Origin of the sequence: Flavobacterium rarum (SeqCode), assembly GCF_965234445.1 — a bacterium.
GTDB classification, from domain to species: Bacteria; Bacteroidota; Bacteroidia; order Flavobacteriales; family Flavobacteriaceae; genus Flavobacterium; species Flavobacterium rarum.
Map to the genome: position 1 here is coordinate 35,773 of NZ_OZ248501.1, position 14,143 is coordinate 49,915.

Sequence of the window (14,143 nt, forward strand, 5' to 3'; positions counted from 1 at the left end):
GATTTTTCAATTTTGAAATTAGATATTTAAAGACCAAATGGTATAACTATTTGGAGGGCATTGTATTTTTACCCATTGATCTCCTTGTGTTGTAGGGATCCATGTTGAATTCCCTGTGAAATCTTTAATTTGTTTGGACGCCCAATTGGTTTGGATCCATCTTTCTAATGTTACTGATGAGTTGTTTATGTAAACGACTAAACCAGGGTTTCCATTGTAGCCATTTCTTCTTGCAATATATTCATCATTATCAGCATATAAAATAGAGGTGTTTCCTGTTGCTTTGTTGTTGTGTATCCAAATTAGATTATTCAATTTTGTTTTGTTCAACCACTCTTCATAGTCTCTATAAAATATGGTTGGATATCCTTCATGTGTAAGGATGTAAGCGTAAGCAAGTTCTTTTTTCCAGATTTCGTCCGTGTCATGGTTGGTCACAAAAGTAACGGCCTTGTATGGATTTCTTTTCCACATCATATCATCATTCAATACATTTAAATTATTTCCATCAAATGCGTCGTTCATTTTGTAATAACAAGCAAAATCAAAAACGGAGCTGTTAGCGTTATTTGCCCAATCGTTTAAAACATTCACATTTGAATCCCATAATTCACCTACTGAAAATCCTCCAACATTTGTATTCCAGTCTTTTATGACCCATGTACCAAAACCTTTTACATAATCAAATCTCCAGCCGTCAAATTTCATGGTATTTTTATAATATTTACCTACACCATCAGTTCTTTTCCAAAGCCAATCTTGTACATTTGGTGCTGCATGACATAAATCTGGGAATCCTCCAAAAGCTCCTTCATCATTATTTCCGAACGAATTTTTGTAGAAATCAGCATAGGTTCTTTTGAACTTTCCTGAAGCTACCCCAGTGAAATTTGTCCAAGTGTTCGTTCCTGTAAACGGATTGCTTTCAGAAGCTCCTCCGCTGTTGTGATTGATTACGATATCTGCATATACTTTAATGTTTTCGGCATGTGCTTTGGTGATCAAGTTAACTAATTCTGTTTTTGATCCAAATCGAGTTTCTACTGAGCCATTTTGGTTGAAATCGCCAAAATCGAAATAATCGGTTGGGTCATATCCCATAGAGAACGCTCCGTTTTGAGCTTTTGATGCAGGTGGTAACCAAATTGAACCTATTCCTGCATTTCCCCAAGCGGTTACTTTTGTACCAATTGTATTCCACCAATTACCTCCAGAGGGTACATCCCAGTAGAAAGCTTGCATCATAACACCTCCTCCTGGATTGGCAACATATTTTCCAGTAACAGAAGAATTAGAATTTCCTGTGCTAAAGGGTTGTCCATCGTGTGTTGTAACATTTATAATTTTAAAAGTTGCTGCTGTATTCGGGCTTTTGTCTACAACTTCATCAGAAGAATTACAGGAGTAAAGTCCAATTAGTAAAGCGGTCATGAAATACAATTTCATTTTTGGTTTTTTCATTGTTTGGTTATTTGAGGTTAATAATAAAATTTTAATATTGGGTTTGTTTAGTGTCCAATTCATAATTTATTTTTTGATTTAAGCTCCTTTTTGCTCGAATATCATTGCTTTAAAAAGCTAATTATTAATAAATTGCATGTTAATTGTAGCGAATGTATTTAAATATGGCACATGTTTGTAATTTTTTTATGGATTCATCAAGCTACAACGATGTAGTGTTTGTAACTTTTTTTAATTAACTAGAAATAAGGTTGTTGGAATTTTGCGGTTATTAAATTATTATTTTAAAGTTCTTATTTTAGGAATTAAATAAAAACCAAATTATCATTTTAGTTTTTTTTAAATAGTTTTTTCTTTATTATTCTCATTGTAATTTGATTATAAAGCAAAAATTGGCTTTTATTTTAAAATTGCTATTAGATTTAAAACTCTTTATTTTAATTGAATTTGAATCAATACTTTTTAATAATTTGATTTGAATTTTCTAACATAAAATGGATAATTTGAAGTAATTATTTAGCTTAATAATATTTTGTTAATACTACTATGGAAACTTGTATAATGCATCCGAATTGTTATTTTTGTTCGTTTTTAGTATTGTAAACTGTAAGTATTTTGTTAAATCAAAGTGTTTTGTTGTTTTATAAATTAAAATAAATATTCCGATTAGCCGTAAAGCGCTGTTTATAAGATCGATACGGTCTGGATGGTTCTGATTAAAATAATAATAATATAAATTATAAAAAATGCCTTTAAAAAATGTACTAATGAAATCCATAAATAATAAACTTGGGTTGACTTTTTTTCTTTTATTCTTTACTTTAACTTTTGTAAATGCACAAGAAATTATTAAAGATAGTGTTGTGGTTGTTGTAAAAGAAACTGCTCCTTCTGGAAAAAAACTTAAAATTGACGGAGTAGTGGCAACTGTTGGGGATTATATTATTTTAGACTCAGATATAGATAAAGGTTTTTTGGAAATTACAGCTCAAGGAGGTTCCGCCAAAGATGTTTCTAGATGTCAAATTTTAGGAAAATTACTTGAAGACAAATTGTATGCACATCAAGCCGTACAGGATAGTGTAATTGTAAGTGACGCCGAAGTAAAAAGTATGATGGACGAAAGATTGGGCTATATGCTAGAGCAAATAGGTTCAATGGATAAATTGGTAAAATATTATCAAAAAGATTCTGAAGAAGAATTTAGAACCTACTTCTTTGATGTTTTAAAAGAGCAAAAGCTTACAGGTGAAATGCAAAAGAAAATTGTAGATAAAGTCGAAATTACTCCTGAAGAAGTTCGCGAATTTTTTAAAAAAATACCTAATGCTGATTTGCCTGTTTTTGGTGCAGAATTAGAAGTTGCTCAAATAGTAGTAAAACCTAAAGTTACAGATGCAGACAAGCAAAAAGTAATTGATAAGCTTAACGGTTTTAAAAAAGAATGTTTACAAGGTTCGAGTTTTGCAACCAAAGCAGTGTTGTACTCCGAAGATCCTGGATCAAGTAAAAATGGTGGTTATTATAAAATGACCCGTAAAACTCCTTTTGTAAAAGAATTTAAAGATGTAGCTTTTAGTCTTGCTGAAGGGGAAATTTCTGAGCCTTTTGAAACAGTTTATGGGTATCATATTATTTATGTAGAAAAAATAAAAGGTCAAGAGATTGAATTAAGACACATATTAATCTCTCCGGTAGTTTCAACTGAATCTTTGAAAGAGGCTAAAGAAAAAATCACCTTAATCAGAAAAAAAATTCAGGATAAAGAAATTACTTTTGCGGAAGCAGCAAGAACAATGTCTGAGGAAAAAGAAACTAGAGCAAACGGTGGTGCATTGGTAAATCCGAAAACACAAGATACTCGTTTTGAAATGACTAAAATGGATCCTTCGCTTTATGGTCAAGTTTCAAATTTGAAAGACAATGAAATTACTATGCCATTTTTAGAAGATGTGCAAGGAAAAAAAGATTATAAAATTATGATTGTAACCAATAGAATAGATGAGCACTCTGCTGATTATGCTAAGGATTATATTAAAATTAAAGATTTAGCTTTGAAAGAAAAGCAAATAAAAGCAATAGGAAAATGGTTTGATACTAAAATTAAAGATACTTATATAAAAATTATAGAAGAATATAAAGACTGTCCTTTTGCAAATAATTGGCTAAAAAAATAATTTTCATTAAATAAATAAAAAGAGTTAGTTTTATGTTTTCATAATTCTAACTCTTTTTTAATTTCAAAAATAATATATAATGTCAGATGTAGCAGCGATACAGCGTTTAGTTCAAAAACGTAATGAATTAAAAAAAGAAATTGCAAAAATAATCGTAGGACAAGATGCTGTAGTGGATCAGATTTTGCTTTGTATTTTTTCTGGAGGTCATGCTTTGTTGGTGGGAGTTCCAGGTTTGGCAAAAACACTATTGGTTAATACACTGGCACAAGCATTAGGGTTGGATTTTAAAAGAATTCAGTTTACTCCTGATTTAATGCCTTCGGATATTTTAGGGAGTGAAATATTAGATGAAAACAGGCAGTTTAAATTTCTAAAAGGACCTATATTTTCGAATATAATTCTGGCAGATGAAATCAATAGAACACCTCCTAAAACGCAAGCCGCTTTATTGGAAGCGATGCAGGAAAGATCGGTAACTATTGCAGGAGAAAATCATAAATTGAGTTTGCCCTATTTTGTACTGGCTACTCAAAACCCTATTGAGCAAGAGGGAACTTATCCTTTACCTGAAGCGCAATTGGACCGTTTTATGTTTGCTGTAAAACTAGAATATCCTTCTTTTGAAGAAGAAGTTCAAGTGGTAAAGCGTACAACTGCAGATACTAATATTGCTGTGAATGCATTATTTACCGCTCAAGAAATTATCGATTTTCAACATTTAATTCGTCGTATTCCTGTTGCGGATAATGTGGTAGAATACGCTGTAACATTGGTTAGTAAAACCCGTCCCGATAATGTGCTGTCGAATGAATTTGTTAAAAATTATCTAGATTGGGGTGCAGGCCCTAGAGCTTCTCAGAATTTAATTTTGGCAGCCAAAGCAAATGCTGCTTTTCAAGGAAAGTTTTCACCAGATATTGAAGATGTGAAGGCAGTTGCGGTTGGTATTTTGAGACACCGAATCATTAAGAACTACAAAGCTGATGCAGAAGGAATCACTGAGGAATTGATAATTGAAAAGCTAATTTAAAAGAAAAAAATAATAAATTACTGAAAAGTGCTATGTTCTTATAAGAATGTAGCACTTTTTGTTTTAACAATAGCTTTTCTATTTGTTAAAATACAAAATATTAATTACGAAATAGTTAATATAAAAGGCAAAAACATGTAGTTTTCTTATTTTATCGCATTGAAATCTTTGATTTTACAATAATAATTATCGAAAAGGCGACTTCTATTAAATTTTTTTTAATTCTCATCTTTAATTATTAGATTTGCAACACAAAAAAATAACTCACTTATTATTATGGCTTTTTTATTTTGAAATAATAAAGAAATTAGCCCTATAACATTGAAAAGATAGCATTATGACTTACAGCGATTACATTAAAGAAATTGAAGAACGTAAAGGGCAGGGGCTTAATCCGAAACCAATTGATGGTGCCGAATTGCTAAGCGAAATCATTGAACAAATTAAAGATTTGAATAACGAATACAGAGCAGAATCTCTTAATTTCTTTATTTATAATGTTGTTCCTGGAACTACTCCTGCGGCTAATTTAAAAGCTAATTTTTTAAAAGAAATCGTTTTAGGTCAATCAGCAGTTGAAGAAATTACACCTGCTTTTGCTTTAGAGTTATTGTCACACATGAAAGGTGGAACTTCTATAAAGGTATTGCTTGATTTAGCTTTAGGTAATGATGCTACTATTGCAAAAGATGCTGCGATTGTTTTAAAGACACAAGTATTTCTTTATGAAGCAGATACAGATCGTTTAGATGCTGCTTTCAAAAGCGGTAACGGAATAGCAAAAGAAATTCTTGAAAGCTACGCTAAGGCTGAGTTCTTTACTAAATTACCTGAAATAGCAGAAGAAATTAAGGTAATTACTTTTATTGCTGGTGAAGGAGATATATCAACAGATTTACTTTCTCCAGGAAATCAAGCGCATTCCCGATCAGATCGTGAACTTCATGGTAAATGTTTAATTTCTCCTGAAGCACAAGCTGAAATCAAAGCATTAGCAACAGCGAATCCTGATAAGAGCGTGATGTTAATTGCTGAAAAAGGTACGATGGGTGTTGGTTCTTCAAGAATGTCAGGTGTAAACAACGTGGCACTTTGGAGTGGTAAACAAGCAAGTCCGTATGTTCCTTTTATTAATATTGCACCAATCGTTGCAGGAACAAACGGTATTTCTCCGATTTTCCTAACAACTGTAGATGTTACTGGTGGTATTGGTCTTGACCTTAAAAACTGGGTGAAAAAATTAGATGAAAATGGTAACGTTCTTCGTAATGAAAGTGGTGATCCTATTTTAGAGGAGGTTTATTCTGTAGCTACTGGTACTGTTCTAACAATCAACACGAAAACTAAGAAACTTTATAACGGAGATAAAGAATTAATTGATATTTCCAAAGCTTTCACGCCTCAGAAAATTGAATTTATAAAAGCTGGTGGATCTTACGCTATTGTATTTGGAAAAAAATTGCAAACTTTTGCATCAAAGACTCTAGGTATTGATATTGTACCGGTATATGCTCCGTCAAAAGAGGTTTCCGTTGAAGGACAAGGGCTTACAGCTGTAGAAAAAATATTTAATAAAAATGCAGTTGGTTCCACCCCAGGCAAAGTTTTACACGCTGGTTCGGATGTTCGTGTTACTGTAAATATTGTTGGTTCACAAGATACAACAGGTCTTATGACTTCTCAGGAATTGGAGTCTATGGCCGCTACTGTGATTTCACCAATCGTTGATGGTGCTTACCAATCAGGTTGTCATACTGCTTCAGTTTGGGATAATAAATCTAAGGCAAATATTCCGAGATTAATGAAGTTCATGAACGATTTCGGATTGATTACAGCTCGTGACCCGAAAGGAGTTTATCATGCTATGACTGATGTAATTCATAAAGTACTTAACGATATTACGGTAAATGAATGGGCTATCATCATTGGTGGTGACTCTCATACAAGAATGTCCAAAGGTGTTGCTTTTGGTGCTGACTCTGGAACTGTTGCTCTTGCATTGGCTACTGGTGAAGCTTCAATGCCAATTCCTGAATCGGTAAAGGTAACCTTCAAAGGAGGTATGAAAAGTTATATGGATTTCCGTGATGTGGTTCATGCTACACAATCTCAAATGCTTAAAACGTTTGGTGGAGAGAATGTTTTCCAAGGAAGAATTATTGAGGTTCATCTTGGAACTCTTAATGCGGATCAAGCCTTTACTTTTACAGACTGGACTGCAGAAATGAAGGCAAAAGCTTCTATCTGTATTTCTGAGGATGATACCTTGATTGAATCGCTAGAGATGGCGAAAGGTAGAATTCAGATCATGATTGACAAAGGAATGGATAACAAAAATGAAGTTCTTAAAGGATTGATTGCTATAGCTGATAATAGAATATCTGAAATTAAATCTGGTGAGAAACCGGCGTTAAGACCGGATGCAAATGCTAAGTATTACGCTGAAGTTGTTGTAGATCTTGATCAGATTGCTGAACCAATGATTGCTGACCCAGATGTGAATAATGCAGATGTTTCTAAAAGATATACTCACGATACCATTAGACCTTTGTCTTTCTATGGTGGAGTTAAAAAAGTAGATCTTGGATTTATCGGATCTTGTATGGTTCACAAAGGAGATATGAAAATCCTTGCTCAAATGCTTAAGAACATTGATGAGCAAGAAGGTAAAGTAGAGTTCAAAGCGCCACTAGTTGTAGCTCCACCTACTTATAATATTGTGGATGAATTAAAAGCAGAAGGAGATTGGGAAATTTTGCAAAAATATTCTGGTTTCGAGTTCGACGATACTATTCCTAAAGGTGTAGCACGTACAGCATACGAAAATATGTTATATCTAGAGCGTCCAGGTTGTAACCTTTGTATGGGTAACCAAGAAAAAGCTGCTAAAGGAGATACGGTTATGGCAACTTCTACTCGACTTTTCCAAGGAAGAGTTGTTGAAGATACAGAAGGTAAAAAAGGAGAGTCATTGCTTTCATCTACACCAGTTGTGGTTTTGTCTACAATCCTTGGTAGAACTCCAACTATAGAAGAATATAAAACTGCAGTAGAAGGCATCAACCTAACTAAGTTTGCTCCTTCTCATAAGTTATTAGTTAAATAATTCACTTAATTAGTTAATTATAATATAAAAGCCTGATTCTCTGGATTCAGGCTTTTTTTGTGCCCTATTTTTTTGTATCTTGTTTGTTTAAAATTGAATAGTAACAATTATATACAAATCTTATGGCTTTTGATATTGAAATGATTAGAAAAGTGTATGGCAACATGGTAAGTCGTGTTGATACAGCACGTGAAATAGTTGGTCGTCCACTTACTTTAACCGAAAAGATTTTGTACAGTCACCTTTGGGATGGAACTGCTACTCAAACTTATGGAAGAGGAGTGGATTATGTTGATTTTGCTCCGGATAGAGTAGCCTGTCAAGATGCAACAGCTCAAATGGCTCTATTGCAATTCATGCATGCTGGAAAGAAAACTGTTGCAGTACCAACTACAGTTCACTGTGATCACTTGATTTTAGCCAAAAACGGAGCTAAAGCTGATTTGGAAGTTGCAAATACACAATCCAAAGAAGTGTTTGATTTTTTATCTTCTGTTTCAAATAAATATGGTATTGGATTCTGGAAACCAGGTTCAGGTATTATTCACCAAATCGTTTTAGAAAACTACGCTTTCCCCGGGGGAATGATGATTGGTACCGATTCCCATACTGTAAATGCAGGTGGTTTAGGAATGCTTGCCATTGGCGTTGGTGGTGCTGATGCTGTAGATGTAATGTCTGGAATGTCTTGGGAATTGAAATTTCCTAAATTAATTGGAGTCAAATTGACTGGAAAATTATCGGGTTGGACCGCTCCAAAAGATGTAATCCTTAAAGTAGCCGATATTCTTACTGTAAAGGGTGGGACTGGAGCTGTTGTTGAATATTTTGGAGAAGGAGCTACTTCAATGTCATGTACGGGAAAAGGAACTATTTGTAATATGGGTGCCGAGATTGGTGCCACAACCTCTACTTTTGGTTATGATGATTCCATGCGTAGGTATTTAGCTGCTACAGATCGTCAGGATATTGTGGATGCTGCCGATAAAGTGGCTTCCTACTTGACTGGAGATCCAGAAGTATATGCAAATCCAGAACAGTATTTTGACCAAGTTATCGAAATCAATTTGTCAGAATTAGAACCGCACATTAATGGACCTTTTACTCCAGACCGTGGAACTCCAGTTTCTAAAATGAAAGCAGAAGCTGCTGCAAACGGATGGCCATTAAAAATAGAATGGGGATTAATTGGTTCTTGTACCAACTCTTCGTACGAGGATATGGCTCGTGCGGCTTCAATCGTAAATCAAGCAGTAGAACACGGAATCACTCCAAAAGCGGAGTTCGGAATCAATCCAGGTTCAGAGCAAATTCGATATACTATAGAAAGAGACGGGATGATTGCCACTTTCGAAAAAATGGGAACCAAAGTATTTACCAATGCTTGCGGACCGTGTATCGGACAATGGGATAGAGCAGGAGCTGATAAGCAAGAAAAAAACACTATAGTGCATTCTTTTAATCGTAACTTTTCTAAACGTGCTGATGGTAACCCAAACACCCATGCTTTTGTAACATCCCCAGAAATGGTGGCTGCCTTGGCTATTTCAGGAAGATTGGATTTTAATCCACTAACAGATACTTTGTTGAATGACAATGGAGAGGAAGTGAAATTAACTGCTCCATTTGGAGACGAATTGCCAAAAAGAGGTTTTGCAGTCGAAGATAGTGGATTTCAAGTGCCAGCCGAAGATGGTTCAAGTGTAAAAATTGAAGTAAGCGAAACTTCGGATCGTTTGCAGTTATTGGCTCCATTTGAGCCTTGGGATGGTAAAAATATTTCGGGGGCTAAATTGTTAATTAAAGCTTTCGGGAAATGTACTACGGACCACATTTCTATGGCCGGACCATGGTTGCGTTTCCGCGGACATTTAGATAATATCTCAAACAATATGCTGATTGGGGCCGTGAATGCATACAATCAAAAAGCAAATTCGGTTAAAAATCAATTGACAAGTGCATACGATGCCGTTCCTGCAGTAGCACGAGCCTACAAAGCAGCTGGAATTCCTTCTGTTGTTGTTGGGGATCACAATTACGGGGAAGGTTCTTCTCGGGAGCATGCTGCTATGGAACCTCGTTTCCTGGGCGTAAAAGCGGTATTGGTAAAATCATTTGCCCGTATCCACGAAACGAATCTTAAAAAACAGGGATTGTTGGGATTGACATTTGCTACTGAAGCTGATTACGACAAAATCCAAGAAGATGACACCATCAACTTCACTGATTTAGTTGATTTTGCGCCAGGTAAGCCATTAACGATAGAATTCGTTCATGCTGATGGGACCAAAGATAGTATCTTGGCAAACCACACCTACAACGAAGGACAAATTGGTTGGTACAAAGCCGGTTCAGCTTTAAATTTAATTGCAGCAGCTAGTAACGCCTAAGTATTTTAAATATTTATATATAAAAAAACTCTCAAATTACTTGGGAGTTTTTTTTGTATTGGGAACTATTTATTTCTATTATTTTAGAAAGTACTCAGATGGGCAATCGCATCAGTTAAAGTCCAATATAAAAGTTTTCAAATATATATTCATCATTTGATTTGTTATTTTCATCCCCTTGAAATACTCTCTTTTTTAAATAATCTAAAGATGAATTATTAGGGATATCGGTATAGGTTTGAGTGTATGCAAAAGTTGACCAATCTGTGTTGTTTAGTTCTGTAAGAACACTATTATAATTTAATATTTTAGTTGGGATTTTAAGCGGTGTTACTTTAGTAGTCCCTATACTTTCACTGCTATCAAAAATAATTTCATAAGAAAAATTAGCCATGTTAGTTTTTTTGTAAAAACCAACTTTACTTCTTGCTAACTTTTTGTTAGGAAAAATAGTAGCGTGAGTTAGGTTATATTCATTTCTATTTTTTGTTAACACTTGTCCTGTTAATTCTTTGATTTCAAAAGTGGAAGGAATTTCTTTATTACTAAAAATATTATATGAAGTGTTTTTTCCTCCTGAATCATAAATAAATTTCCAATGGCTTATGGGCAGTAAATTTGCATTATTGATGTAAAAAATTTCATTACCAGTCGAATGATGATCAAAAGATGTCATTATATCTTGTCTAGTGGTTTTAGAATTATAAGTATACAAAAACATATTTCGATAATCATCACTTATGGCATTTACCTGGACTATTTTTGTTTCAGCAGCAGTAAAATCACTCTTATTTAATGTAATAATATCATCATTGCTTCTGTTTGTTAAATCGATATAGGTTGTATAGGGTGTGTTTGTGCCTCTTTCAAAAAGAACAAGTTCAAAACCCTTCTCTATTTTAATGGGATCATTGTCTAAATATGAATACGCAGTTGTATAAGTATAACCATCTTCAATTTTTGCCCAATCAAAATCTCCCCAATAGGCATTTCCAGTATTATGTTTATATGCATGACTCATATATGCAAATTTTGCGGTATTATTTCCGGATCTATTTCCAAAATCCTCAATTTTTAGTTCAAATGCTTTATCACCTACTGTTGGATAATAAGCTTTCTTTGTTTGCGTAAATGATTGTCCAACACTGATATTTTTTATATGATAAACATTTACATAACTATCTCCATACACATCTACCATTTCAAAGTATACAATGTCAATTTTTTTACCATCATATTTTGCCTTTAGATCCCATTTGGTAGAGTCGATTATGCTACCATAATTTAATAATTCGCCTTCAGGAGTATAGGCAGCCACATATATTTCAGTTTTTCTTTCATTCGATTGTTTCTGTAAATCTACAGAAAATAGAATATTTGTTTTCGGTTCTGATAGATCATCCTTTTGACAGCTTATGATAATTAATAAAGGAAATATTATAAAAAATAATTTTGTGTAAAGTCTTTTCATAACTGAGATTTAAATTATATAATCAAATATAATAAAATAGTTTTGATTTGTAAAAAATTTATGATAATTGTTTGCTTAAACGATTTGTAATATTGTCTCTTTGTTTATAGATTTCTATTTTATTACTTTTATGTTGTTTGCGAGGATTATAGCACATAGTTGCAAGCAAGGTTTTTATAATTATAAATAAAGCTAAAAAGTATAAATCCAAGTAATTGAATATTACTTTTGCTAGTAGTTAATAGTCGATAATATTCATCATTATTTACTTAACAGATTTGGTAGATTTTGCTCCGGGAAAACTACTAACTTTAAAATTCGTTCATGCTGATGGAAGTAAAGATGTTATCTTGGCTAATCATATACCTAAAACGAAGGACAAATTGGCTGGTACAAAGCCGGTTCAGCATTAAATTTAATTGCGGCTGCTAGTAATTCATAAGTAATCAATTTCTTTATATCAAAAACTCTCAAGGCAACTTGGGAGTTTTTTTTATAAGGATTGATTTATAAAGTTATGACTCTGTTTGGTTTGTATTTTAACCCAGATTCCGCATTAGAAATCTACTGCATCTGAATTCTTCTTCAAAACCAAGAACTTTTTTCACGCTTTTATATTTTACATTGGAGTTCAAGATACGCTTTGCTTGATTCTCCTATTTTTAAATTCAAAATACAAAAGTATTACATCTTCAAAAATAGTCCGTGAGCTCTTGCTTTTATTGAATAATTCAGTTTCGTGACAAAGTCTAATGCGGATTCTGGGTTTAAAATGCACCCGACTTTGTCACACAAGATGGATACACGATACAAATTCACAAAGCATGAATATTTTTCTTTTTTTATAATTTTGGAAAATTACATAAACTTCTAAAGAGATTTAAGGAAAATTCGGGAGACTTTGTCTTTGCAATATTCTAATTCTTTTGCGATACTATTGAATTTCACAACTTCAATAGTAACGTATTCAATGAAAAGTTTTTTAGTGTTTTCAGCATTACATTTATTATTTATTCTTTATCAATGATTTAGAGGAATGGTGTTTTATTTCAAGATTAATAGTTTCCGCTTTTTTTGAAATATCTTTTATAATAATATCAAGTTCTTCGGCTGAGGCTAACAAATAATTCAATAATTTTTTATTTTCTATATCATCAATTTCGTAGTTTTTAATAATATCAATAAGACCCATCATTCGTGACAAAGGAGCTCTTACCACATGCGATTGTATCCATGCAATTTCTTTTAATTTTTCATTTTGTTTTTCGATGGCTTCGACATAAGCATTACGCTCTGTGACATCGTTGGCCAAAATAATTCTGCCGATTGTGTTCTGAAAAGGTAGGGTATTGCTTTGCTTTTCAACGTATATTATTTCTCCATTTTTCTTTAAATGTCTAAAGGTTCCTAATGATGAAACCCCTACTTTTTTATTTACTCTTTCAAGATCTCTAATTAATAGAGGGATATCTTCAGTTGGTCTGATGTCTTTAATTGTCATTCCCAAAAATTCCTGCAAAGAATAACCATAGTGCTTTTCTGCTGCTAGATTCACGTCTAAAAAGCGCAAAGTCTCCATATCATAAACCCACATAGGTTGCGGACTTAAATGAAATAAATCACTGTACCGCTTTTCAGAAGTTTCTAATTGTAGTACTACTTTTCTTCTTTCTATATTATAAATAATACTTTTATATAATATAATGGTATCTAATTCATCTTTTATCAAATAATCAGAGACCCCCAGCGACAATGATTTTATACCAAAATTAGTATCGGAATATCCAGTTAAAACAATTATTGGTATCCCATGGCAAAGCGGTACTATTTCATTTATAAGTTCTTCTCCGCTTTTATCAGGTAGCGAAAGGTCTAAGAGTACTAAATCATATTTAATTTTTGCATTAGTTACTATTTCTTTGGCCTCAATAAAATTTTTTGCCCAAGAAATTTTATAAGATAAAAATTGTTCTTCTAAATAATCTTCAATTAGGGTATAATCGCCTAAATTATCTTCGACGACGACTATCTCATAATGCTTATTATCATTAATTGCTTTCATTTTAATTCTTTTAAGGAAGTTGTACTATACTAATCCAGAAACTTTCAATTTGTGTCACAGCATCCATAAAATCATCTACATCTACGGGTTTGGTAATAAAACAATTAGCATAATGATTGTAAGCTTCATGAATGTCTTTTTCGGAAGAGGAAGTGGTAAGCATAATTATAGGAATGTGCCTAAATTTTTCACTTCCTTTTATGTACTTCAATACTTCGTGACCATTTTTTTTGGGTAAGTTAATATCCAGTAAAATCAGATTGGGTATTTCTGCATCAGCATAAGGTTCTTTATTATTTAAAAAATCAATAGCTAGTTTACCATCTTTAACGACACTCACTTTATTGATTATTTTCCCCTCTTCTAATGCCTCTGTAGTTAAAAGAATATCTCCTTCGTTATCTTCGACTAGTAAAATGTGAATTCTTTTCATGTTTTTCTGT

The 14,143-nt window shown here is 33.1% G+C and carries 8 protein-coding genes; 4 read left to right on the forward strand and 4 right to left on the reverse strand.

The features are described from left to right. Positions 1-18: 18 nt before the first annotated feature. Positions 19-1,461 (reverse strand): alpha-amylase, encoded by a 1,443-nt coding sequence (locus tag AC8GF4_RS11035; protein WP_506594656.1) that lies wholly within the window; start codon positions 1,459-1,461, stop codon positions 19-21. A 767-nt stretch (positions 1,462-2,228) separates the two neighbouring features. On the opposite strand from AC8GF4_RS11035, the gene AC8GF4_RS11040 reads away from it, so the two are divergent. The 4 genes from AC8GF4_RS11040 (at position 2,229) to AC8GF4_RS11055 (ending at position 10,167) form a co-directional block, all read left to right on the forward strand. Further along, a complete protein-coding gene (locus AC8GF4_RS11040) occupies positions 2,229-3,638 on the forward strand; it encodes a peptidylprolyl isomerase (RefSeq protein ID WP_506594658.1) in 1,410 nt (469 codons plus the stop codon). 79 nt (positions 3,639-3,717) lie between these two features. Beyond that, on the forward strand, positions 3,718-4,671 hold the full coding sequence (locus AC8GF4_RS11045; RefSeq protein ID WP_506594660.1) for an AAA family ATPase: 954 nt from the start codon (positions 3,718-3,720) through the stop codon (positions 4,669-4,671). A 334-nt stretch (positions 4,672-5,005) separates the two neighbouring features. Further along, positions 5,006-7,777: a bifunctional aconitate hydratase 2/2-methylisocitrate dehydratase gene (locus tag AC8GF4_RS11050; RefSeq protein WP_506595066.1), complete on the forward strand. Its 2,772-nt coding sequence runs from the start codon at positions 5,006-5,008 to the stop codon at positions 7,775-7,777. A 122-nt stretch (positions 7,778-7,899) separates the two neighbouring features. Then, on the forward strand, positions 7,900-10,167 hold the full coding sequence (locus AC8GF4_RS11055) for an aconitate hydratase (protein WP_506594661.1): 2,268 nt from the start codon (positions 7,900-7,902) through the stop codon (positions 10,165-10,167). A 115-nt stretch (positions 10,168-10,282) separates the two neighbouring features. Here the strand turns inward: AC8GF4_RS11055 and AC8GF4_RS11060 are convergent, their stop codons facing one another. From AC8GF4_RS11060 to AC8GF4_RS11070, 3 genes are all read right to left on the reverse strand, one after another. Further along, positions 10,283-11,638, reverse strand: coding sequence for a hypothetical protein (locus tag AC8GF4_RS11060; protein ID WP_506594662.1), 1,356 nt, complete (start codon positions 11,636-11,638; stop codon positions 10,283-10,285). A 1,006-nt stretch (positions 11,639-12,644) separates the two neighbouring features. After that, positions 12,645-13,700, reverse strand: a complete 1,056-nt coding sequence (locus tag AC8GF4_RS11065; protein ID WP_506594663.1) for a PAS domain-containing protein — start codon at positions 13,698-13,700, stop codon at positions 12,645-12,647. Positions 13,701-13,710: 10 nt separating this feature from the next. After that, the gene (locus tag AC8GF4_RS11070) at positions 13,711-14,133 is read right to left on the reverse strand and encodes a response regulator (RefSeq protein WP_506594664.1); all 423 of its coding nucleotides are present in this window, start codon (positions 14,131-14,133) and stop codon (positions 13,711-13,713) included. Positions 14,134-14,143: the final 10 nt, after the last annotated feature.